We start from the raw sequence: 22,130 nt of genomic DNA, 5'->3' as shown, positions 1-22,130 counted from the left end.
CTACTCGGTGATGGTCGGCGCCGCGGTCAAGAACGGCCGCAACTCGAGCCACTCGTGGATCGGCTTGCCCCCCGCACCGGGCGCCGCCGACAGCTCACCGGCCAGTTCGACCGCGCGGTCGTAGGAGTCGACGTCGATGATCATCCAGCCCGCGATCAGATCCTTGGTCTCGGCGAACGGGCCGTCGGTGACGGCGGGCTTACCGTCGCCGTCGAAGCGGACCCAGGCGCCGTCCGGGGCCAGCGCCTGGCTGTCGACGAACTCGCCGCTGGCCTGCAACCGCGCCGCGAAGTCGTTCATGTACTTGATGTGCGCCTCGACCTCGGCCGGTGTCCACTGATCCATCGGCACGTCGTTGACGGCGGCAGGCGCACCCCGATAGTGCTTGAGCAGCAGGTACTTGGCCATGACTTCTCCCTTCGCACGTGGCGACCCCAGTGGCCGCTCACCTATGGGACGGAGCCGTCGCGTCGTTCTCGACAGCCCGGCCCGGCCGGTGACGGATACTCGACGGTGATGGGAACCCGCGGTTTCCTCATCATCCCTGCGGGCGCCCGAGGTGACCACGGAAGGAGCCACGGTGAAGGCGACGGTGCGGCTGGGACGGATCGCCGGTGTATCGGTCGGGGTGCACTGGAGCGTGTTGGGCATCGTGCTGTTGCTCGTCGTCGGCCTGTCAGTGCAGTTCCAGATGCTCGCCGAGGGATACGCGACCTGGGAGTACATCCTCGCCGCGGTGGTGACCGCGGTGCTGTTCGTGTTGTCGCTGCTGGCCCACGAGATGGCGCACGCGATATGGGCGCGACGCAACGGCGTCGGCGTCCAGGGCATCACGCTGTGGCTGCTCGGCGGCGTGGCCCGGCTGACCGGTGACGCGCTGACCCCGGGTGCGGCGTTCCGCATCGCGGTGGTCGGCCCGCTGACCAGCTTCCTCGCCGCGGCGGTGTTCGGCGTGGCGGCGCTGCTCGCCGACGACGCCGGGCTCAGTTCGCTCACCGTGACCGTGCTGTCCTATTTGGCGCTGATCAACGTGGTGCTGGCCGTGTTCAACCTCATCCCGGCCGCGCCGCTCGACGGCGGACGCATCCTGCGTGCCGCGATCTGGGCGTGGCGCGGTGACCAGTTCGTCGCGACGGTGTGGGCGGCCCGGGCGGGACGGCTGTTCGGCTTCGTCATGATCGGCCTCGGCCTGCTGCGTCTCCTCTACGGGATGGGCGGGCTGTGGTGGATCCTGTTGGGGCTGTTCATCGTCACGATGGCCAGCGCAGAAGAACACCAGGCCCGCACCACCACGATGCTCTCCGGCGTGCGCGTGCGCGACGTGATGACCGCGGATCCCGAGACCGTCTCCGGTGAGCGCACCGTCGGCGACTTTTTGCGCGACGTGGTGTTGCTGCGCCGGCATTCCGCCTTCCCGCTGGTTGACGGGTTCGGCCGCGTCGAGGGGTTGATCACGTTCAACCGGTTGCGTTCGGTTCCCATCCGCGACCACGAGACGGCTCGGCTGCGCGACGTGGCGTGCCCGCCGCAGGACATCCCGGCGGCCACACCCGATGAACCGCTGACGGACCTGCTGCCCCGGCTCAGCGGCTGCGCGGACGGCCGTGCGCTGGTGTACGAGCAGGACCGGCTGGTCGGCATCGTTTCGCCGTCCGACATCAGCCGCGCGGTGGCCCTGCACGGTATGGGGGTGTGGGCGGGCAGCGGCGGTTCGGACATCACCACCGACCTGCGCCCGCGTCGTCGCTGACCCTCATGGCGAGTTCGGTGCGCAAATCTGCGCTCAGCGATGGTTTACGCACCGACATCACTCAGCCGACGGCGGATCGCGACGGCTGCGCCGAACCGCGCCGGGGTTCGGCGTGCGTCATGATCCAGGCGATTTCCTCACGGTCGGCCGCGGACGGCAGCCCCATGCCCGGCGTGTACCCGTAGACGTCGTGCAACGGTGTGGAGTGGGTGCGCCCGTCGAGGATGTCGACGGCCTCGGTGCTGATCAGCCCGGGATGCTCGACCCCGCAGGCTTCGGCGACCTTGACCAGGTCACGGCGCAGCGTCTTGATGTAGTTGGCGGCGCGCACCGCTTTTTCGTCGGGCACCAGGCCGCGGGTCAGCCAGGCGTTCTGGGTGGCGACGCCGGTGGGACAGGTGTCGGTGTGACACTTCTGGGTCTGGATACAACCGACCGCGAGCATCGCCTCGCGTGCGACGTTGACCATGTCGCAGCCGAGCGCGAACCCGACCACGGCGTTGCCGGGCAGGCCCAACTTGCCGCCGCCGATGAACGTGACCTTTTCGTGCAGGCCGCGTTCGGCGAAGATCCGGTACACCTGCGAGAAGCCGAGTTGGAACGGCAGCGACACGGCGTCGGTGAAGATCAGCGGCGCCGCGCCGGTGCCGCCTTCGCCGCCGTCGATCGTCACGAAGTCGACCCCGCGTTCGGTTTCGCACATCAGGTCAGTGAGGTCGCGCCAGAAGTCGAGATCGCCGACCGCCGATTTGATCCCGACGGGTAAGCCGGTCTCGGCGGCGAGCAACTCCACCCAGTCCAACAGGCTGTCGGCATCGGAGAACTCTGCGTGCCGCGACGGGCTGACGCAGTCACGTCCTTCCGGAACACCTCGGGCAGCGGCGATTTCGGCCGACACCTTGGGCGCAGGCAACAGCCCGCCGAGGCTCGGCTTGGCGCCCTGGCTCAGCTTGACCTCCAGCGCCCGCACCGGCGCGCGCGCCACAAGCGCCTTGAGCTTTTCCAGGTCGAAGCGGCCGTCGGCGTCGCGGCAACCGAAGTAGGCGGTGCCGATCTGGAAGATGAGCTCACCGCCGTGCAGGTGATATTTGGAGATGCCGCCCTCGCCGGTGTTGTGCAGACAGTCGGCCAGCGCGGCGCCCTTGTTGAGGGCCTCCACGGCGTTACCCGACAACGACCCGAAGCTCATCGCGGAGATGTTCACCACGGAGTTGGGACGAAACGCCCCGGGCCGGTTCCTGGCGGCGCCGATCACTTTGGCGCACGGCAGCCAAACCTCGCGCGGGGTGGACGGTGCCGACACCGGTATGGCCCGGCCGAAGGTGTGGTGCTTGATGATCGGATAGCCGGGTGTGTGCTCGACGTTGTTGTCGGTGCCGAACCCGAAGTAGTTGTTCTCTTGTTTCGCCGAGGCGTACACCCACCGGCGTTGGTCGCGGGTGAACGGCCGTTCTTCGTCGTTGGACGCCACGATGTACTGGCGCAGTTCGGGGCCGATGGATTCGAGAAGGTATCGCGCGTGTCCGACCAGGGGGAAATTGCGCAGCAGCGCATGCTTTTGCTGAAAGATGTCCCGCGCGGCCACGGCGGTCACCGCCGTGGCGGCCGCAGCGGCGAGCGCGCTTATCGGTCTTCTCATGAGCTCAGGGTTTCCAGGCCACCGCGGGGCGAAACCCCAGGTCGTTTCCGCCTTATGATTTAAGGGATTTCGTGCTAGGAGGCAGCGTGAGCGACCATGACGTGCGGATGATCATCTTGTCGACCGATGATCTCGACGAGTCGATCCGGTTCTACACCGAGACGTTGGGGATGTCGTTGAAGTTCCGCGACGGTGCGCATTTCGCCGCGCTGGACGGCGGGTCCGTCACCCTGGCGCTGGCCACCGCCGTCGACCATCCCATCCCCGGCAAGGTGGTCGTCGGGATCAAGACCGACGACGTGGACGGCGCCGCGAAGGCGGTCGAGGCCAACGGTGGCGGCATCGTCAACGGCCCCTACGACGACGCGCACGAACGGCGTGCGGTGGTCTACGACAACAACGGCAACGGGCTGGTGTTCTACAAGCCGCTGGCGCGCTGAGCTACGCCGGTCGCAGCAGCGCGACCAGGAAGTCGGAGTCGTCGGTGAACGGCCGCAGATCCCAGGTGGACAACAGCAGATCGGGCGTCAGCCCCGCCTCCGCCACGTCTTCGAAGAACTGGTCGAACGGGTAGTCGCGGCCTGCGCCGAACCCGATCACCGCGCGGCCGTCGGCCGCCAGGTGGGCGCGCAACCGACTCAGCACCAGACCACGGGTGCTCGGCGCGAGGAACGTCACGACGTTGCCCGCCGAGACGATGACGTCGAACGGGTCGGCGATGCCGCGCGCGGGCAGGTCCAGTTCGGCGAGGTCGCCGACGAGGTACTGCGGTCCGGGGTAGTCCTGCTCGGCGGCTTCGATGAGGGCCGGGTCGACGTCGACGCCGACCACCTGGTGCCCGGCCGCCGACAGGTATCCGCACAGCCGGCCGGGTCCGCAGCCGGCGTCGAGGATGCGCGCGCCGCGGGGCACCATCGCGTCGACCAGGCGCGCCTCGCCGACCAGGTCCTCACCGGCGCGCGCCATGGACCGGAACCGTTCGATGTACCACTGCGAGTGCCCGGGATCGGCCGTGACTTTCTGCATCCAGATGCTTTGCTCGACCATGACCGCATTGTCTCAGGAGCAGACCAGCGCGCGGAATCACCGTCGTGGCCGACGCGTTGAGCGGTGCATGGCCTTAGACGATCTGTTCACACCGCTGCGCGTCGGCTCCTTGACCGTGCCCAATCGATTCGCGATGGCGCCGATGACGCGGCAGGCGTCGCCCGACGGGGTTCCCGGCGCCGACGTGGCCGAGTACTACCGCCGCCGCGCCGCCGGCGGCGTCGGGCTGATCATCACCGAAGGGATCCGGCTGCCCGACCCGGCCGCCGGATATCCGCTGCGCATTCCCACCCTCGCCGGCGACGAAGTGCTCGACGGCTGGCGGCGCGTCGTCGCCGGGGTGCACGCCGAGGGCGCCACGATCGCCGCGCAGCTGTGGCACCAGGGCGCCGAACGCGACGACGCCGACGGTGTGGTGCCGGTCAGCCCCTCGGGTGTGGACGGCCACGGGAAATCGAAAGGACATGCGCTGCGGACCGATGAACTGACCCAGCTCGCGCAGCTGTACGCGCAAAGCGCGGTCACCGCGCGTGAGGTCGGCTTCGACGCCGTCGAACTGCACGGCGCGCACGGTTACCTGTTGGACGAATTTTTCTGGGAACGAACGAATCTGCGCACCGACGGCTACGGCGGGTCGCTGGCCGCGCGGACCCGGTTCCCCGCCGAGGTGGTTGCCGCGGTGCGCGCCGCGGTCGGTCCGGACTTCCCGGTCATCTTCCGGTTCTCGCAGTGGAAGGGCACCGACTACACGGCGACCATTGCCGACGACCCGACACAGTTGCAGGAACTGCTCACGCCGTTGGTCGACGCCGGGGTCGACGTCTTGCATCCCTCGACGCGCAGGCACTATGTGCCCGCGTTCCCCGACCACGACAGCGACCTCAGCCTCGCCGGGTGGACGAAGAAGGTCGCCGGCGTGCCCGTCATCGCGGTGGGCTCGGTCGGGTTGGAGACGCAGTTTCGCAGTGAACGACGCGGGCAGGTCATCGCGCCCGCACCGGTCGACCGCCTGGTCGAACAGTTCGACGCCGGCGAGTTCGACATCGTCGCCATCGGACGGGCGCTGCTGGCCGATCCGGGCTGGGTGAATCGGTTGCGCGCCAACGAACTCGACACGTTCGCCGGGTACAACCCGGAGACCGCGCTGGCGTCGCTGGCCTGAGGCAAGATCTGCCACACGGCGGTGGCGCACCTTCGTATCTGTCGGGCCTGCCCTGTAGAGTCGCCGCGTGTCACAGAACTCAACCGTGAAGTCTGTAAACGCCCGTCTTGCTGAGGAATTGGCGGTCGAGGAGGCGCGCGTCGCCGCGGCCGTGCGGCTGCTCGACGAGGGATCCAGCGTGCCGTTCATCGCCCGCTACCGCAAGGAGGCCACCGGCAGCCTCGACGACGCGGCGCTGCGCACGCTCGAGGAGCGCCTGCAGTACCTGCGCGAGCTCGACGACCGGCGCGCGGCCGTGCTGGCATCCATCGACGAACAGGGCAAGCTCACCGACGAGGTGAAGGCCGCGCTGATGGGCGCCGACACCAAGTCGCGTGTCGAGGACATCTACCTGCCGTACAAGCCGAAGCGGCGCACCAAGGCGCAGATCGCCCGCGAGGCCGGGTTGGAGCCGCTGGCCGACCGGCTGCTGGCCGATCCCACCCAGGTACCCGAGGAGGCCGCCGCGCAGTTCGTCACCGGCGATATAGCCGACGCCGCGGCGGCACTCGATGGCGCACGTCACATCCTTACCGAGCGAGCCGGCGAAGACGCCGCGCTGGTCGGTGCCGTCCGGGAAAAGTTCTGGAAAGACGGATCGCTGCGCACCGCGCCGTACTCCGAAGAGGTGGCTAAAAGCGCTGCGGCGCAGAAATTTCGGGACTACTTCGAGTACGGCGAATCGCTCGAGACCATGCCGTCGCACCGGGTGCTCGCCGTGATGCGCGGTGAGAAGGAAGAGGTGCTGGCGCTGACCTTCGACGGCGGCGACGACGCCGGATACCACACCATGGTCGCGAAGGCGCTCGGCGTCGACATGGCCCTGCGGGCCGCCGCGACCCCGTGGCTGGTGGGCACCGTCGAGTGGGCGTGGCGCACCAAGCTGATGATCTCGGCCAAGGTCGACGCCCGTATCCGGCTGCGTAACCGGGCCGAGGAGCAGGCCGTCGCGGTGTTCGCGACCAACCTCAAAGACCTTCTGCTGGCCGCTCCCGCAGGCAACCGCACGACGCTTGGACTGGACCCCGGCTACCGTACCGGGGTGAAGGTCGCCGTCGTGGACGGCACCGGCAAGGTGCTCGACACCGCCACCATCTTCCCGCATCAGCCTCAGCGCCAATGGGATACGGCCAAGGCCACACTGGCGGCGCTGGTCGCGCGGCACCGCGTCGAGCTGATCGCTGTCGGCAACGGCACCGCGTCACGCGAAACCGATGCCCTGGCAGCCGAACTCATCGCCGACATCCGCGCCGCCGGTGCGAACGTCCCGACCAAGGCCCTGGTCAGCGAGGCCGGCGCATCGGTGTATTCGGCCTCGGCGTATGCCACGCGCGAGCTGCCGGCGCTCGACGTGACGCTGCGTGGCGCGGTGTCGATCGCGCGGCGCCTGCAGGATCCGCTGGCCGAGCTGGTCAAGATCAACCCCAAGTCGATCGGCGTCGGCCAGTACCAGCACGACGTCACGCCGGGCACACTGGCCCGCAGCCTCAACGCCGTCGTCGAGGACGCGGTCAACGCGGTCGGCGTCGACCTCAACACCGCATCGGTTCCGCTGCTCGCGCGGGTGTCGGGGGTGTCGGAGTCCTTGGCGGAGGCCATCGTCGCGCATCGCGACACGACCGGCCCGTTCCGCAGTCGCAAGGCGCTGCTCGACGTTCCGCGGTTGGGGCCCAAAGCATTCGAGCAATGTGCTGGTTTCCTGCGCATCCGCGACGGCGATGATCCCATCGACGCCTCCGGCGTACACCCCGAGGCGTATCCGGTGGTGCGGCGCATCCTCGACCGCGCGGGCGTCACGCTGGCCGAGCTCATCGGCAACGAGCGGGTGCTGAAGTCGCTGAAGCCCGCCGACTTCGCCGACGACCGGTTCGGCACCCCGACGGTCACCGACATCCTCGCCGAACTCGAGAAGCCCGGGCGTGACCCGCGCCCGGCGTTTTCCACCGCGACGTTCGCCGCGGGTGTGGAGAAGGTGGCCGACCTGAAACCCGGCATGGTGCTCGAGGGCGTGGTCACCAACGTGGCTGCGTTCGGCGCGTTCGTCGATGTCGGCGTGCACCAGGACGGTCTGGTGCACGTCTCCGCGATGGCCGACCGGTTCGTGTCCGACCCGCATGAGGTCGTGCGGTCCGGTCAGGTGGTGCGGGTGAAGGTGATCGACGTCGACGTGGCGCGGCAGCGAATCGGGTTGAGCCTGCGGCTCAACGATGCGCCGGGCGACAAGACCAAACGCCCCGAGCGCGCCGGCGGCGCCCGCCGGAACAAGGGTGCCCAGCGGCCCGCTCCGTCAGGCGGGTCGATGGCCGACGCCTTGCGCAAGGCGGGCTTCGGGCGCTGACCCGCATGGTTCGGACTCCCTGCGAACGGGCATGTATCGCGTACCCGTTTGGAAGCAGAGGAGCACCCCATGTCCACCAGGACCGCGGAACGCCGGTCGACGTCGAGGTTGTTGTTACCGATTGTCGTGAGCTTGGCCACGGTGGCCACGCTCGTCGTCAACTACCTGGCCAACAGCCTGCCGATCAACGGCCAGAGCACCGGCGACGTCACCCGCCGCATCGAGGTGTACTTCGTGCCGGCGGGCTACGTGTTCTCCATCTGGAGCCTGATCTACCTCGGGATGATCGCCTACACGGTGTACCTGTGCTGGGTGATGGCACGCGAACGCGCTGACAGCGGCGCCGCGCGCGCCATCGCCCCCTGGTATGTGCTGACCGCGGCCGCCAACTGCTGCTGGCTGTTGGCCTGGCACCACAACCAGTTCCCGCTGAGCATGCTGCTGATGGTGGTGCTGCTGGGCGCGCTGATCGTCATCTACCGCCTGCAGGTCGCGCGGCCGGCGACCTCGACGCTGGAACTGTGGGCGCTGCACATCCCGTTCCGGGTCTATCTCGGCTGGATCTCCGTGGCCACGATCGCCAACGCGACGATCACCCTCGACGAAGCCGGCTGGTCCGGCTTCGGCCTGTCGGAGCCCACCTGGGGTGTCATCATGGTCGCGGTGGCGGCCGCGCTGGGCGTGCTGATGACGCTGCGCCACAACGACATCGCCTACGCGCTGGTGATCATCTGGGCGCTGATCGGCATCGCGGTGCGGCTCAGCGACACCGCGCCGATTCTGATCACCTCGCTGGTGGGCGCGGCTGTGCTGGCGCTGGCGGTGGTGCGAGCGGGGCTCGTCGTGTCGCGCAACCGCGACCGGGCAGGCGTGACCGCCTAACGCCCGACCACGGCGTGGATGCGTCCGCGCGGGTACGGCATGTCGATGCCGTTCTCGTCGAACGCACGCAGGATCTCGGCCCGAAGTTGGCGTTGCACGCTCCACTGCTCGTTCGGGCGCGTCTTCAACAGGATCCGCAGCGTGTACAGGTCCGGCGCGACCTCCTGGACTCCGTACATCTCGGGTTCGCCGAGCACCTTGGCGGCCATCGCCGGTTCGGCAACCGCCGCCATCGCGGCATCGATGGCGACCTCCTTGGCCTTTTCGACATCGGCGGACAGGGAGACCGGCAGTTCGAGCCGCGCGTAGGCCCACTCCTGGCTCATGTTGCCGACGCGCACGATCTCGCCGTTGCGCACGTACCAGAGGGTGCCGTCGATGTCTCGCAGCCTCGTGATCCGCAGCCCGACGCTCTCCACCTCACCGATCACCTCGCCGACGTCGACGATGTCACCGACCCCGTACTGGTCCTCCAACAGCATGAACATGCCGCTGACGAAGTCGCGCACCAGGTTCTGCGCGCCGAAGCCGATCGCCAACCCCACCACACCGGCGGAGGCGATGAACGGCGCGATGTTCACCCCGACCACGCTGAGGATCGCCAGGATGACCCAGGTGAGCAGGACGATCGACACGATCGACTTGAGCACCGACCCGATGGTCTTTGCCCGCTGCTGGCGCCGCTCGGCGATCTGCTGACTGGTGGCGACTTTCGGCACCTTGTCGCGCAGGTGGCGCAGCAGTGGCGGCTTCGTCTGTTCCTGCGGCTGTTCCTCGCTGCGCGTCTTGCGGCGCCTGCCGGTGGTGGCCCGGTCGATCATCCGGTGCAGGATGTACCGCACGATCAGGGCAACCACCAGGTACACGGCGATCCGCACCGGCACCTCGATCAGCCAGTGCCGGTTCGTCTCCGTCCATTCGAAAGCTAGGGCGTAAACGTCCATGACACCGACCGTACGGACGTTTCCCGGCTTGTCATAGTCGGGTCCGGCCTCACGAGTCGTATTGCGCGACGGGTTCGGCGTGTACCGGCGGTTCTATCAGCGCAAGCCGCTGCGCAATCGCCGGGATGTCCGGATCGGTGAGAAACCCCTCATAGTCCTCGGCCTCCCAATCGAAGAACACCCACACCTTGCCGGGGTCGTCGGGATCACAGAAGACCCGCGAACCCTTGCAGCCGTGTTCTCTGCGCTTTTCGGCACCCACCGTCGAGAAGGCCTCGAGGAACCGATCGAGGTCCTGCACTTTGGCGACGGTGACGATCACGGCGCCGTCCTCGTCAGACGGGCAGGCCGTCGGCGACGCGCGGCACCCGGTTCGTCTCGGCGTCGTCGAGCACCATCGCCGCGATCCGGTCGCGGTGCTGCTCGGCGCTGCCCAGCAGCACGGCGTCGGTGGTGGCCCGCTTGTAATAGAGGTGGGCCTGGTGCTCCCAGGTGAACCCGATGCCGCCGTGCACCTGGATGGTGTCGGTGGCGACATGGGTCAGCGAGGACGAACACACGGCCTGGGCGATGCTGGTCGCCAACGCCGGATCGTCGGATCCGTCGGTCAGCGCCCAAATCGCATGGTAGGCAGTGGATCTGGCGTGTTCGACGTCGACGAGCAGGTTGGCGAGGCGGTGTTTGACCGCCTGGAACGATCCGATCGGCCGGCCGAACTGCAGTCGCGCCTTGGCGTACTCGACGGACAGGTCGAGCAGGTGCTGGGCGGCGCCGACCTGTTCGACGGCCAGCAGCGCCGCCCCGACCTGCAGCGCATGGTCGAGCACCCGCGCGGCCTCGTCCGCTCCGGCGACCAGGCGAGCGGGCGCGTCGGTGAGCGTGACGTTCGCCGCGGACCGGGTGAGATCCAACGTGTTCAACGGGGTGCGCTGCACGCCGGTCGCGGAGGTGTCGACGGCGTACAGCGCGACGCCGTCGGATCCTTGGGCGGCGACCAGCAGGACGTCGGCGATACCGGCGTCGACCACTTGAGAAACCGTGCCCGACAGGGTATCTCCGCTCGCGGTCACCGTCACCGCGTCCGCGTCGAAGACGCCGGCCCGGTCGGTCACCGCGACCGCCGCGGTGCGGTTGCCCTCCATCAGGTCGCCGAGCAGGCCGTCGCGCACGTCGCCGGACCCGGCCGCCACCAGCGCCGGGATCGCCAGGTAGACCGTGCCGAACAGCGGCCCGCACGCCAACCGGGCGCCGAGTTCCTCGATCGCGACGGCCTGGTCCACCAGGGTGCCGCCGACGCCGCCGTCGGCCTCGGGCACCGAAAGGCCCAGCACGCCGAGCTCACCGCCCAGCCGTGCCCACACCTTGGGGTCGAACGGCGGGTCGGCCTCCATCAGCTCGCGCACCTTCTCCTCGGAGAAGTGCTCGGCGCTGAACTTCCGTACGGCGTCCCGTAGTTGGTTCTGCTCGTCGGTGAACCTGAACTGAGCGCTCGATACGTTCTCAACCACGGGGGATCTCCTTCCACGGCATCCCCGCATCGGCGCGCAGATCGCCGGGCAGCCCGAGGATGCGTTCGCCGAGGATGTTGCGCATCACTTCGGATGTGCCGCCTTCGATGGTGTTGGCGCGGCTGCGCAAGAACCGCTGCTGGATGGGGCCCTGCCAGTCGTCGTCGCCGGTGCGGGGGCCCTGCTCGTATCCGTGGTACAGAAGTCCTTCGGGCCCAAGGAAATCCATGCACCACTGGTAGATGTCCTGGTTGAGTTCGGCGCCCACCAGCTTGCCGATCGACCCTTCCGGGCCCGGGCCGCCGACCGTGGCGGTGGCCCGTGACCGTTCCGAGGTGAGGCGCTGGGCCTCCGAGCGCAACCACAGCTGCGTCAGCCGGTCACGCAGCACCGGGGTGTGCCGTTCGGGCCGCGACGCCCACAGCCCGGTGGCGTCGGAGATGGTGCCCGCACCGCGCCGGTTGCCGCTTCCGCCGAGTGCGGTGCGCTCGTTCATCAGCGTGGTCATCGCGACGTTCCAGCCGTTGCCGACGTCGCCGAGTCGGTGCTTGTCGGGGATCCGGGCGTCGGAGAAGTACACCTCGTTGAACTCGGCCTGCCCCGTGATCTGGCGCAGCGGGCGGGTTTCGACGCCCGCGCCGTGCATGTCGATGACGAAGTAGGTCAGACCCTTGTGTTTGGGCACGTCGGGGTTGGTGCGCGCGAGCAGCAGCCCCCAGCGGGCGCGGTGCGCGAGGCTGGTCCAGACCTTCTGGCCGTTGATCACCCAGTCGGTGCCGTCGAGCACCGCGGAGGTGGCCAGCCCGGCCAGGTCGGATCCGGCGCCCGGTTCGGAGAACAGCTGGCACCACAGGTCTTCGGTGGTGGCCAGGGGCCGCAACCACTGCTGTTTCACGTCGTCGTCCTGCGCGTGCTCACGGATCGTCGGCGCCGCCATGCCGTAGCCCATCGGGTTGAGCCCGAGCGGCACCGGCCCGCCGGCGCCCTGCAAGATCCGGTCGGCTACGGCCTGCAGTCCGCGTGACACCCCGAGCCCGCCGAGGCCGTCGGGGAAGTGCACCCACGACAAGCCGGCGTCGTAGCAGGCGCCGAGGAACTGCTGGACGGGCACCGTTTTCGGGTCGTGTTCGGCGACGACTCCGCGCGCCAGTTCGGCGACCCGCTCGGCATCAGCGTCATTGCTCATGCAGCCACAATAGAAACTCGACACGTGTCGAGCGCAAGTGGCCCTGGCTAGCCCCGATACTTGGCGACCGCGTCGGCGTACTCGTCGAGCAGTCGCAGCGAGGCGTCGACCGGCTTAGTCGGCAGCAGCAGGTTCACCTGCCGGTAGCCCAGCTTCTCCATCGCCTCCCAGTACTGCGGATCGATCGGGGTGCCGAACGTGGTCAGCGGTACGTCGTGGCCGGCGGCCGCACGCATCTGCTCCACGCGTTTGGTCAGCCGCTCGACCGGCAGCGGGTTGGAGATCCAGCCGCCCTGGTGACGGATGATGCGCTTGACGGTGGCGTCGGAGTCGCCGCCGACGACGATCGGCGGGTGCGGTTTCTGCACGGGTTTGGGCCGCAGGTACGACGCGTCGAAGTCGACGTAGCGACCGTGGTATTCGGCGGGTTCATCGGTCCACAGCGCCTTGATGGCTTCGATGCGTTCGTCGAGCAGCGCGCCGCGCGTCTTCGGATCGGTGCCGTGGTGGCGCATCTCCTCGAGGTTCCATCCCGCGCCGACACCGAACACGAACCGCCCACCCGAGATGAGGTCGATGCTGGCGGCCTCCTTGGCGGTGACGATCGGATCGCGCTGGATCAGCAGGGCGATCGCGGTGATCAACTCGATCTCCGACGTCACCGCCGCCGCGGCGGCCAGCGTGACGAACGGGTCCAGCGTGCGGTAGTACACGCTGGGCAACTCACCGCCGCCCGGATAGGCCGATTCGCGGCTCGCCGGGATGTGGGTATGTTCGGCGACCGCCAGGGCCTTGAAGCCGCGCTCTTCTAGTGCCCGCGCCAGCGCGACCGGGTCGATGGTGTCGTCGTTGACGAACGTCGAAATGCCGAACTCCATGCACACAGGCTATTCCTCAGGCCAGCGGTTGGCCGTCTTTGGCCAGCACGTGCCACTCGCCGCCGAACATGTCCAGGCCCTGTCCGTTGGCGACCCGATCACCGGTGTCGCCGGCGTACCGGTACAGCGGGATCCGGTTGTAGGTCACCTGATCACCGCCGTCGCGACGCGGGACGACGTCCACCGACGCCACGTCGATCCCGATCGTGCCGGCCGGATCGCCGCGTGCCAGCAGCGGCACCCAGGTGTCGGCGCAGGCGCCGTAACAGGTCGGCTCGTTCGGGCCGTCCGCCGTAAAGGCGTACAGGGCGCGGCCCGTGCTGTCGACGACGATCTCGCCCAGGTCGCCTCGGTCCTCGATCGCCAGGGACACCTCTCGGGTGGGCACGACCTTGGTGTTCGACGGGGGTGGCACGGGCTCCGGGGTCACCGCCTCGGTCCTCGGCGTCGCCACCGGACTCTGAGCGGTCGTCGTCGCCGAACTGGTCGCGGCCTTGTTCGTGACCGCCGAGCATCCGGTCAGGACCAGCGCGCCGAGCGCGAGCATCGACACCGTCGTTCGCAGCATGGGCATGATCAATCCTTTTCCAGCCGCGACCCCGCTCAAACCCTCCCGGCGGGCTGCACGGCATGCTCGGTGGTGCAGGCAACGAGTCAGGAGAGGCGGTGGATAAAGCCGTGACCGACACCGCTCGCCTGCTCGATCCGGGCGACTTGTCGACGTTACGCGCCAAGGGCACCGATCCCGACGAGTTGTTCACGTCGTTCGCCGCCTGGGCCGAAGCCAGCGGCACCGTGCTGTATCCGGCGCAGGAGGAGGCGCTGATCGAGTTGGTCAGCGGCGCCAACGTGATCCTGGCGACCCCGACCGGTTCGGGCAAGTCGCTGGTGGCCACCGGCGCGCTGTACGCGGCGCTGGCGGGCAACCGCCGCAGCTACTACACCGCGCCGATCAAGGCGCTGGTCAGCGAGAAGTTCTTCGCGCTCTGCGAGGTGTTCGGCGCGGCCAACGTCGGCATGCTGACTGGCGACGCCGCGGTCAACGCCGACGCCCCGATCATCACCTGCACCGCCGAGGTGCTGGCCAACATCGCGCTGCGCGAGGGTAGCGACGCGGACATCGGGTTGGTGGTGGCCGACGAGTTCCATTTCTACGGCGACCCCGACCGCGGGTGGGCGTGGCAGGTGCCGCTGCTGGAATTGCCGAGGGCGCAGTTCCTGCTGATGTCGGCGACGCTGGGCGACGTCACGTTCCTGCGCGACGACCTCACCAGGCGCACCGGCAGGCCGACGGCGCTGGTTGCCAACGCCGAACGTCCTGTGCCGCTGTTCTTTTCCTATGCGACCACGCCGATGCATGAAACCATCGGCGACCTACTCGAGACCGGGCAAGCCCCGATCTACGTCGTGCACTTCACCCAGGCGTCGGCGCTGGAGCGCGCACAGGCGCTGATGAGCGTCAACGTAAGCACCAAGGAGGAGAAGGCCGAGCTGCGGGACATGATCGGCGCGTTCCAGTTCGCCACGGCGTTCGGCACGACACTGTCGCGGCTGGTGCGCCACGGTATCGGCGTGCACCACGCCGGGATGCTGCCGAAGTACCGGCGGCTGGTCGAACAGTTGGCGCAGGCCGGGTTGCTCAAGGTGATCTGCGGCACCGACACGCTGGGCGTCGGCATCAACGTGCCGATCCGCACCGTGGTGTTCTCGGCGCTGTCGAAGTACGACGGGGTGCGCACCCGGCTGCTCAACGCACGCGAGTTCCACCAGATCGCGGGCCGGGCGGGGCGGGCCGGCTACGACACCGCGGGCACCGTCGTCGTGCAGGCACCCGACCACGAGGTGGAGAACCTCAAGCAGTTCGCCAAGGTCGCCGACGATCCCAAGAAGCGCCGAAAGCTGGTGCGGCGCAAGGTACCCGAGGGCATGGTGCCGTGGAGCGAGTCGACCATGAACCGGTTGATCGAGGCGACCCCGGAACCGCTGACCAGCAACATGCGGGTGTCGACGGCGATGCTGCTGGACGTCGTGGCTCGTCCCGGGGATCCTTTCGAGGCGATGCGTCGGCTGCTGACCGACAACCACGAGCCACGTAAACGGCAACTGCAGCACATCCGCGAAGCCGTCGGCATCGCCCGGTCGCTGCTGCAAGCCGGGGTGGTCGAGCGCATCGACCAACCAGGGCCCGACGGCAGCAGGTATCGACTGACCGTCGACCTGCCACCGAACTTCGCGTTGTACCAACCGCTTTCGACCTTCGCGCTGGCCGCCGTCGACGTGCTCGACCCCGCGTCGGAAACCTTTGCGCTGGATGTGGTCTCGGTGATCGAGGCGACGCTGGAGGATCCCCGCCAGATCCTGGCGGCACAGCTGAACAAAGCCAGGGGCGAGGCCGTCGCGGCGATGAAAGCCGAGGGCATCGAGTACGAGGAACGCATCGAGTTGCTCGACGACGTCACCTACCCTAAGCCGCTCGAGGAGTTGCTCGAGCACACCTTCGAGGTGTACCTGCAGAGCAACCCGTGGGCCGCCGACGCCCGGCTGTCCCCAAAGTCGGTGGTGCGCGAGATGTGGGAACGCGCAATGACTTTCCGCGAGTATGTCAGCGAGTACGGGCTGACCCGCGCGGAGGGTGCGGTGCTGCGCTACCTGTCCGACGCGTACAAGGCGCTGCGGTCCGGGGTGCCCGCAGCGGCCAGGACCGAGGAGCTCACCGATATCGTCGAGTGGCTCGGCGAGCTTGTCCGCCAGGTGGATTCGAGCCTGCTCGACGAGTGGGAGCAGCTGACCAGCCCGGACCAGCCGCACGACGCCCCGGTCGCGGTGCCGGCCCCGCCGCGTCCGCTGACCGGCAACGAGCGCGCGTTCACGGCGATGGTGCGCAACGCGTTGTTTCGGCGGGTGCAGTTGTTCGCTCGGGGTCGCTGGGACGAACTCGGCGCGCTGGACAGCGGATCGGGCTGGACGGCGCAGCGCTGGGCGGACATCGGGGAGGACTACTTCGACGAGCACGACGACGTCGGCACCGGCGCCGACGCCCGCGGTCCGGCGCTGCTGATCATCGACCGTGCGCCCGAGGTGTGGCGGGTGCGGCAGATCTTCGACGATCCCGCGGGCGACCACGACTGGGGCTTCACCGCCGAGGTGGATCTGGGCGCCTCCGACGACGCCGGCGCGCCGGTGTTGCGCGTGACCGACGCGGGCCGACTCGACTAGCTCGTCAGTTGTGGCCCCGCCACAACCGGAGCGGGCGGCGTTGTCCGGGTGAGGCAAGCGCTCCCCGGTTTTGCGGGCGACAATGGATGAAACAGGTTTTCCCCGAGAGGAGGTCACGGTGCACCGCCAAGGTGGCAACGATGCGGGCAGGACCGCCGTCCGGTGGCCTGGCGAGGATTCGACCACCTTCACGCTGCGCCTGCCCCGCTGGCCCCTGCTGCTGAGCCTGCGAAGTCGGGATCCGCTGGTGCGCGCGACCGATCGGATCGAGGCCCTGGTTCTGGTGTTCGCCATCGTTGTATCGCTGGTCACCCTGCCGATCGCCGGGGCCGTCGGCACCGCGCTCTACGACGCCAAGCGCGCCGCCTACAGCGCACAATCCGACGTGAGCACGCCGGTGACCGCGACGATCACCGCGATCCCACCGGCCTCCGACGGCCCGCACGCGGGCACCATCGCCCTGCCTGCCCGCTGGTCGGTCGACGGCACCGAGCACACCGGCCTGGTGTCGGCCGCCCCGTCGAGCGATGTCGGCGATCCGGTCGCGATCTGGGTCGACGACACCGGCACCCAGGTGCCTGCACCGGTGACGACCACCCGCGCAGCAGCCGACGCGGTGACGGTCGCCATGCTGGTCTGGCTCGGCGTCTCCGGTGTCGCCGCGACGCTGTACGCCGTCACCCGGGTGCTGGCCGACCAGCGCCGCGACGAGCGCTGGCAGCGCGGCCTGGACAGGTTGATGGAGCAGAGCGACGGCCAGGGCCGGAGCCGAACCCAGTAGATCGGCGCGCATGTGCCGTTCGGAAACCCGTCGGTGTCCCGATTCGTGATTTACACCCCGCCGCCTGGGACCGAGCATGGACCCGATAGGTCCAGGAGAGGTTGGGTCGATGACGATCAGTGTGGCCGAACGCGCGGAACTGCGCACGGCGGTCGGCGAGCTGCTGCGCGACAAGTGCACCGAGGACGACGTGCGCCGCGTGATGAGCTCCGAGGAGGGCTTCGACCGTGAGCTGTGGCGCCAACTCGCCGACCAAGGCGTGCTCGGCATGCTCGTCGACGCCGCCCACGGCGGGCTCGGGTTCGGCGCGCTGGAACTCGAAGCCGTCGCCGAGGAGACCGGGGCGGCGCTGACGCCGGCACCGTTCATCTCCAGCGCGGTGCTGACCGTCGCGCTGATCCAGGCGGCCGGCTCCGGCGACGACAAGCAGCGGCTGCTGCCGGGACTGGCCGACGGCACGTCCATCGGGACCGTCGCGCTCACCGGTGCGGCCGGCTCCTGGACCGAAGCCGGCGTCGACGTCGTCGCTGCCGACGGCACCCTGACCGGAGCCGCGCACTACGTCACCTGGGGCCAGGTGGCCGCCGTCGTGCTCGTGGTGGCCCGCACCGACGACGGCGTCGGCGTGTTCGAGGTCGACGCCGACGCACCCGGTTTCGCCCGCACGGCCGCAACCGTCTTCGACCCGACCGTGCGGCTTTCCACGTTCACCTTCTCGGGTACGCCCGCGCGGCGGCTCGGCCGCGCCGGGTGGGAGGCCGTACAGCAGGCACTGGACTACGCCGTCATCGCCTCGGCAGGCGAACAGGTGGGCGGGGCCCGACGCATCTTCGACATGACAGTCGAATACCTCAAGACCCGCGTGCAGTTCGGCCGCCAGATCGGCAGCTTCCAGGCGCTCAAACACATGGCCGCCGACCTGCTGCTCGAAGTCGAGAACGCCACATCGGCCGCCCAACACGCCGCCGCCGAGACCGCCTCGCACAGCGACACCGCGGGCGGCGCCGTCGCCTTGGCGGGGTTCACCTGCGCCGAGGCCTACGAGACCATCGCGATGAACGCCATCCAGATGCACGGCGGGATCGCCTTCACCTGGGAGCACCCCGCTCACCTGTTCCTGCGCCGGGCGCGCACCGGTACGCAACTCTTCGGTGGCTCACGCCTGCATCGCGAGCGCTACCTCGTCTCGAAAGGCGCCTGACATGACCGCTGCACTTCCCACCGCTGACGAACTGCGCGCCGAAGTACGAGAATGGTTGAGCGCCAACTGGGTTCCGCTGCCCAAGTCCGATGACCCGTGGGTGTCGTCACCGGAGCGCATCGCCTGGTTGGAAAAGGTGCTCGACGCCGGCTACGCGGTGCCGACCTATCCCACCGAATGGTTCGGCCGCGGTTATCCCGGTGAGCTCGCCAACGTCATCGGTCAGGAGTTCTCGGCGATCAAGGCGCCGGGCTCGCGGCAGGACAAGTACAACATCCCGGCCAACACCGCGCTCAAACTCGGCACCGAGACGCTCAAGCGGGATCTGCTGCGCGACTTTTTGATCGAACGCTCCCGCACCTGCCTGCTCTACAGCGAGCCTGGCGCCGGCTCGGATCTGGCGGCCGTGCGCACCACCGCCGTCAAGGACGGCGACCAATGGGTGGTCAACGGCCAGAAGGTGTGGACGTCGGGCGCGCTGAGCGCCGACTACGCGCTGCTGCTGGCCCGCACCGACTGGGACGTGCCCAAACACAAAGGGCTGAGCCTGTTCATCATGCCGATGGACCAACCGGGCATCGAGGTCCGGCCGCTGGTGCAGATCACCGGCGAGTCGCATTTCAACGAGGTGTTCATCAACGACGCGGCTGTGTCCGACGACTACCTGCTCGGCGGCGAGGGCCACGGCTGGCGCGCGCTGCAGACCGCGCTGGCCTACGAGCGTTCGATCATGGGCGACAGCGGCCGCGGTTCGCGTAACCGCAAGGCCGACAGCCTGATCGAACTCGCCCGTGAACACGGCGTCCTCGACGACCCTGCCGTGCGCTACCCCCTGGCCAAGGTGCTCGCCCTGCGTGAGCTCAACAAGCTCAACAACGCGCGCGCGAAAGCCGCCGCCACGCAGGGCACGTCGAGCTCGATCATGTCGCTGGGAAAGCTCGCGATGTCGCGGATCCTGCACACCGAGGCGGCGATGAAAACTCAGATCATCGGCGCCCACGCGTTGTTGGCAGGCCCCGACAACCCGGTCGCCGACGACGTCAACTTCCTTACGCTCAACGCGTACTTCACCTCGATCGGCGGAGGTACCGACCAGATCCAGCGCAACATCATCGGCGAGCGGGTGCTGGGACTGCCCAAGGAACCCGAGACCGACCGCGATATCCCGTTCCGCCAGGCCCGCCGGAGTTGACATGTCCGACCCCTACGACCCACCGCTGACCGGTGTCCGGATCCTCGATCTGACGTCGGGGCCGATGACGGCCGTCGGACGGCTGTTCGCCGATCTCGGCGCGCACGTCACGGTGCTGCGCCTGGCCGGCGTCAGCGACGACGAGGTGGTCGGCCCGCATATCGGCGGCGTGCCGGTGCAGACCGCGATCAACCGCCACGGCATGGAGACGATCGACGTAGACGGTGACGCCGAGTTCGAGCGCCTGCTCACCGGTTGCGACATCCTCATCGAGAGCACCAGCCCCGGTTCACCCGCCGAGGCCTCACTGGCCGTGCACGAGATCCGCCGCAGGCACCCCGCGCTGGTGGTCCTGTCGCTCAGCGACTTCGGCCGCGACACCGCCTACCGCACCTGGCAGGGCACCGGCCCGGTGTTCCATGCGCTCTCCAGTGAACTGTCGCGGTCGGGCATACCGGGGCGCGAACCGCTCATACCGCCGGCCGAGTTGCCCTATCACGTGGCCGCCGCACAGGCCGCGGTGATGACGCTTGCGGTGTATGTGGATCGCTTGCGCACCGGCGAGGGAGACCTGATCGACTTCTCGATCCTCGAAGGGGCGATGCAGACCCTCGACCCGCCGTTCGGGTCGGCGGGAAGTGCGTCGGCGGGCGTCGCGGTCAGTGCGCAGCAACGCGATTGGAACGCCGAACAGCAGCGCTATCCGATCATTCCCTGCAAGGACGGTCATGTCCGCATCTGCATTCTGGCCAAACGCCAATGGCGGGGCATGTTCACGTGGCTGGGCAGCCCGGAAGAATTCGCCGATCCGTCGTTCGACAAGCTCGGCAAACGCTTCCATTCCCCGCATCTGCTCGCAGCCATCGCACGGTTCTGCGCCGACAAGACGCGGGCGGAACTCGAGGCGCAGGGGCAGGCCCACGGGGTGCCCACCGCAGCGGTGCTGACGCTTTCGGAGGCGCTTACCGCCGAACACTTCAGTGCCCGCGGGTTTTTTCGCGATGTGGAGTTGGCGCCGGGGGTCGTGGCGCCGGTGCCCGTCGGCGTCTGCGAGATCGACGGGCACCGCGCCAGCGCGCTGAACGCGCCGTCGACGCCGGAAGCTCACCTGACGGGCGCACCGGTATTGGGCGCCCGCGAGCGCCGCGGCGAGGGCCTGCCGCTGGAGGGAGTCCGCGTCCTGGATCTCGGCGTCATCGTGGTCGGGGCCGACACCGGGCGGGTGTTCGGCGATCTGGGCGCCGACGTCGTCAAGATCGAGCACTCGGCCCATCCCGACGGGCTGCGGGTCGGCAAGTTTACGACCATGACCCAGCCGTTCGCCGCGGGACATCGCAACAAACGCTCGATCGGGCTCGATCTGCGCACCGCCGAGGGACGCGCGCTCGCGCACCGCCTCGTCGAGACCGCCGACGTGGTGCTGACGAACTTCAAACCCGGCGTCGCCGAGACGCTGCAGATGGACTACGCGACGCTGCGGCAGATCAACCCGGGCGTCGTCGTGGTGGACAGTTCGGCGTTCGGGCCCAACGGGCCGTGGGCCAAGCGGCTCGGGTACGGACCGCTGGTGCGCGCCGCCGTCGGGTTCACGAACCTGTGGGTCTACCCCGACGAACCCGAAACCTTCTGCGACACCGTCACCGTCTACCCCGACCACGTCGCCGCCAGGGTCGGCGCGCTGTCGGCAATGGCGCTGCTGCTGCGCCGGGAACGCACCGGCGAAGGCGGTTCGGCGAGCATCGCGCAGGCAGAAGTGATGCTCAGCCACGTCGCCGCCGACATCGCCGCCGAGGCGCTGCAGCGCGCCGGACACCCGCGCAGCGACCGGGACCGCGCCACGCCGTGGGGGTTGTTCCCCGCCGACGGTATCGACACGTGGATCGCGATCACCGTGCGCGACGACGCCGACCGTCAGGCGTTGCGCTGGGTGTTGGGCATCCCCGGCGACGGGGAGGTGGGTGCCGACGCGGTGCGCGCCTGGACCGCCCGGCATTCCCCGACCGAGGCGATGGAGAAACTGCAGGCCGCAGGCGTACCTGCGGGTGCCGTTCTGCATGCCGACGAACTGCCGTCGTGGCCCTACTACGAGCACCGCCGCGCGTTCCGCGAGGAGCTTCACCCGCACGGGGACGTACCGTTCGTGATGGAGAACGTGCAGATCCATTGCGACCATGTGGCCGATCCGCCGTTGCGCCAGGCGCCGCTGATCGGTGAGCAGACCGCCGAGATCGCCGAAGAACTGCTGGGCCTCACCCCGTCGGAGATCGCCGCACTGCACGAACGCGGGGTGCTCGAGACCACGGTCGGGGCTAGGCGGGGTGCGCCGGTCATCTCGTAGCATGCGGGGTGCACGGCATCCCGTTCGAG

At 68.8% G+C, this 22,130-nt stretch carries 19 protein-coding genes; 10 read left to right on the top strand and 9 right to left on the bottom strand.

What is annotated here, in order from left to right:
* Positions 1–408, bottom strand: coding sequence for a YciI family protein (locus tag ABQE93_RS04990; protein WP_448406162.1), 408 nt, complete (start codon positions 406–408; stop codon positions 1–3).
* Between the two features lie 172 nt (positions 409–580).
* Between ABQE93_RS04990 and ABQE93_RS04985 the strand changes: the two genes are divergently transcribed.
* Positions 581–1,750, top strand: coding sequence for a site-2 protease family protein (locus ABQE93_RS04985; RefSeq protein ID WP_448412302.1), 1,170 nt, complete (start codon positions 581–583; stop codon positions 1,748–1,750).
* A 61-nt stretch (positions 1,751–1,811) separates the two neighbouring features.
* Here ABQE93_RS04985 and ABQE93_RS04980 read toward each other — a convergent pair whose 3' ends face one another.
* Complete coding sequence (locus tag ABQE93_RS04980) at positions 1,812–3,389, bottom strand: FMN-binding glutamate synthase family protein (protein WP_448406160.1); 1,578 nt, start codon at positions 3,387–3,389, stop codon at positions 1,812–1,814.
* A gap of 86 nt (positions 3,390–3,475) precedes the next feature.
* Here ABQE93_RS04980 and ABQE93_RS04975 point away from each other — a divergent pair, with 86 nt between their 5' ends.
* Positions 3,476–3,829, top strand: a complete 354-nt coding sequence (locus tag ABQE93_RS04975) for a VOC family protein (RefSeq protein WP_448406159.1) — start codon at positions 3,476–3,478, stop codon at positions 3,827–3,829.
* A 1-nt stretch (position 3,830) separates the two neighbouring features.
* Here the strand turns inward: ABQE93_RS04975 and ABQE93_RS04970 are convergent, their stop codons facing one another.
* Positions 3,831–4,436: a class I SAM-dependent methyltransferase gene (locus tag ABQE93_RS04970; protein WP_448406158.1), complete on the bottom strand. Its 606-nt coding sequence runs from the start codon at positions 4,434–4,436 to the stop codon at positions 3,831–3,833.
* A gap of 67 nt (positions 4,437–4,503) precedes the next feature.
* On the opposite strand from ABQE93_RS04970, the gene ABQE93_RS04965 reads away from it, so the two are divergent.
* The 3 genes from ABQE93_RS04965 (at position 4,504) to ABQE93_RS04955 (ending at position 8,857) form a co-directional block, all read left to right on the top strand.
* Complete coding sequence (locus ABQE93_RS04965; protein ID WP_448406157.1) at positions 4,504–5,598, top strand: NADH:flavin oxidoreductase; 1,095 nt, start codon at positions 4,504–4,506, stop codon at positions 5,596–5,598.
* A gap of 67 nt (positions 5,599–5,665) precedes the next feature.
* Complete coding sequence (locus tag ABQE93_RS04960; protein WP_448406156.1) at positions 5,666–7,975, top strand: Tex family protein; 2,310 nt, start codon at positions 5,666–5,668, stop codon at positions 7,973–7,975.
* A 69-nt stretch (positions 7,976–8,044) separates the two neighbouring features.
* Positions 8,045–8,857, top strand: a complete 813-nt coding sequence (locus ABQE93_RS04955; RefSeq protein WP_448406155.1) for a TspO-related membrane protein — start codon at positions 8,045–8,047, stop codon at positions 8,855–8,857.
* On the opposite strand, the gene ABQE93_RS04950 is transcribed toward ABQE93_RS04955, so the two are convergent.
* From ABQE93_RS04950 to ABQE93_RS04925, 6 genes are read right to left on the bottom strand one after another with little or no spacing between them, the layout of a single operon-like run.
* On the bottom strand, positions 8,854–9,801 hold the full coding sequence (locus ABQE93_RS04950) for a mechanosensitive ion channel family protein (RefSeq protein WP_448406154.1): 948 nt from the start codon (positions 9,799–9,801) through the stop codon (positions 8,854–8,856). The genes ABQE93_RS04955 and ABQE93_RS04950 overlap by 4 nt on opposite strands.
* 49 nt (positions 9,802–9,850) lie before the next feature.
* A complete protein-coding gene (locus ABQE93_RS04945) occupies positions 9,851–10,123 on the bottom strand; it encodes a putative quinol monooxygenase (RefSeq protein ID WP_448406153.1) in 273 nt (90 codons plus the stop codon).
* A 13-nt stretch (positions 10,124–10,136) separates the two neighbouring features.
* The gene (locus ABQE93_RS04940; RefSeq protein ID WP_448406152.1) at positions 10,137–11,309 is read right to left on the bottom strand and encodes an acyl-CoA dehydrogenase family protein; all 1,173 of its coding nucleotides are present in this window, start codon (positions 11,307–11,309) and stop codon (positions 10,137–10,139) included.
* Positions 11,302–12,495 (bottom strand): acyl-CoA dehydrogenase family protein, encoded by a 1,194-nt coding sequence (locus tag ABQE93_RS04935; RefSeq protein WP_448406151.1) that lies wholly within the window; start codon positions 12,493–12,495, stop codon positions 11,302–11,304. Before ABQE93_RS04935 ends, ABQE93_RS04940 begins: the two co-directional genes overlap by 8 nt.
* A gap of 47 nt (positions 12,496–12,542) precedes the next feature.
* Positions 12,543–13,373, bottom strand: coding sequence for an LLM class F420-dependent oxidoreductase (locus ABQE93_RS04930; RefSeq protein ID WP_448406150.1), 831 nt, complete (start codon positions 13,371–13,373; stop codon positions 12,543–12,545).
* Between the two features lie 16 nt (positions 13,374–13,389).
* Positions 13,390–13,947 carry a COG4315 family predicted lipoprotein gene (locus tag ABQE93_RS04925; RefSeq protein WP_448406149.1) on the bottom strand — a complete coding sequence of 186 codons (558 nt, stop codon included), beginning with the start codon at positions 13,945–13,947 and terminating at the stop codon, positions 13,390–13,392.
* A gap of 104 nt (positions 13,948–14,051) precedes the next feature.
* Here ABQE93_RS04925 and ABQE93_RS04920 point away from each other — a divergent pair, with 104 nt between their 5' ends.
* From ABQE93_RS04920 to ABQE93_RS04900, 5 genes are all read left to right on the top strand, one after another.
* A complete protein-coding gene (locus tag ABQE93_RS04920; protein ID WP_448406148.1) occupies positions 14,052–16,589 on the top strand; it encodes a DEAD/DEAH box helicase in 2,538 nt (845 codons plus the stop codon).
* A 118-nt stretch (positions 16,590–16,707) separates the two neighbouring features.
* Complete coding sequence (locus ABQE93_RS04915) at positions 16,708–17,370, top strand: Rv1733c family protein (protein ID WP_448406147.1); 663 nt, start codon at positions 16,708–16,710, stop codon at positions 17,368–17,370.
* Positions 17,371–17,479: 109 nt separating this feature from the next.
* Complete coding sequence (locus tag ABQE93_RS04910; RefSeq protein ID WP_448406146.1) at positions 17,480–18,571, top strand: acyl-CoA dehydrogenase family protein; 1,092 nt, start codon at positions 17,480–17,482, stop codon at positions 18,569–18,571.
* Between the two features lies 1 nt (position 18,572).
* Positions 18,573–19,763, top strand: a complete 1,191-nt coding sequence (locus ABQE93_RS04905) for an acyl-CoA dehydrogenase family protein (RefSeq protein ID WP_448406145.1) — start codon at positions 18,573–18,575, stop codon at positions 19,761–19,763.
* Position 19,764: 1 nt separating this feature from the next.
* Positions 19,765–22,101: a CaiB/BaiF CoA-transferase family protein gene (locus ABQE93_RS04900; RefSeq protein WP_448406144.1), complete on the top strand. Its 2,337-nt coding sequence runs from the start codon at positions 19,765–19,767 to the stop codon at positions 22,099–22,101.
* Positions 22,102–22,130: the final 29 nt, after the last annotated feature.

The sequence above is a fragment of the Mycolicibacterium sp. XJ662 genome (genome assembly GCF_053484035.1).
This window is presented reverse-complemented; position numbering and strand designations above follow the sequence as displayed.

Coding starts and splice junctions, on each gene's coding strand:
- ABQE93_RS04925 (WP_448406149.1), bottom strand. CDS start 13,947: ATGCCCATGCTGCGAACGACGGTGTCGATGCTCGCGCTCGGCGCGCTG.
- ABQE93_RS04980 (WP_448406160.1), bottom strand. CDS start 3,389: ATGAGAAGACCGATAAGCGCGCTCGCCGCTGCGGCCGCCACGGCGGTG.
- ABQE93_RS04905 (WP_448406145.1), top strand. CDS start 18,573: ATGACCGCTGCACTTCCCACCGCTGACGAACTGCGCGCCGAAGTACGA.
- ABQE93_RS04900 (WP_448406144.1), top strand. CDS start 19,765: ATGTCCGACCCCTACGACCCACCGCTGACCGGTGTCCGGATCCTCGAT.
- ABQE93_RS04950 (WP_448406154.1), bottom strand. CDS start 9,801: ATGGACGTTTACGCCCTAGCTTTCGAATGGACGGAGACGAACCGGCAC.
- ABQE93_RS04965 (WP_448406157.1), top strand. CDS start 4,504: ATGGCCTTAGACGATCTGTTCACACCGCTGCGCGTCGGCTCCTTGACC.
- ABQE93_RS04955 (WP_448406155.1), top strand. CDS start 8,045: ATGTCCACCAGGACCGCGGAACGCCGGTCGACGTCGAGGTTGTTGTTA.
- ABQE93_RS04910 (WP_448406146.1), top strand. CDS start 17,480: ATGACGATCAGTGTGGCCGAACGCGCGGAACTGCGCACGGCGGTCGGC.
- ABQE93_RS04930 (WP_448406150.1), bottom strand. CDS start 13,373: ATGGAGTTCGGCATTTCGACGTTCGTCAACGACGACACCATCGACCCG.
- ABQE93_RS04935 (WP_448406151.1), bottom strand. CDS start 12,495: ATGAGCAATGACGCTGATGCCGAGCGGGTCGCCGAACTGGCGCGCGGA.
- ABQE93_RS04990 (WP_448406162.1), bottom strand. CDS start 408: ATGGCCAAGTACCTGCTGCTCAAGCACTATCGGGGTGCGCCTGCCGCC.
- ABQE93_RS04970 (WP_448406158.1), bottom strand. CDS start 4,436: ATGGTCGAGCAAAGCATCTGGATGCAGAAAGTCACGGCCGATCCCGGG.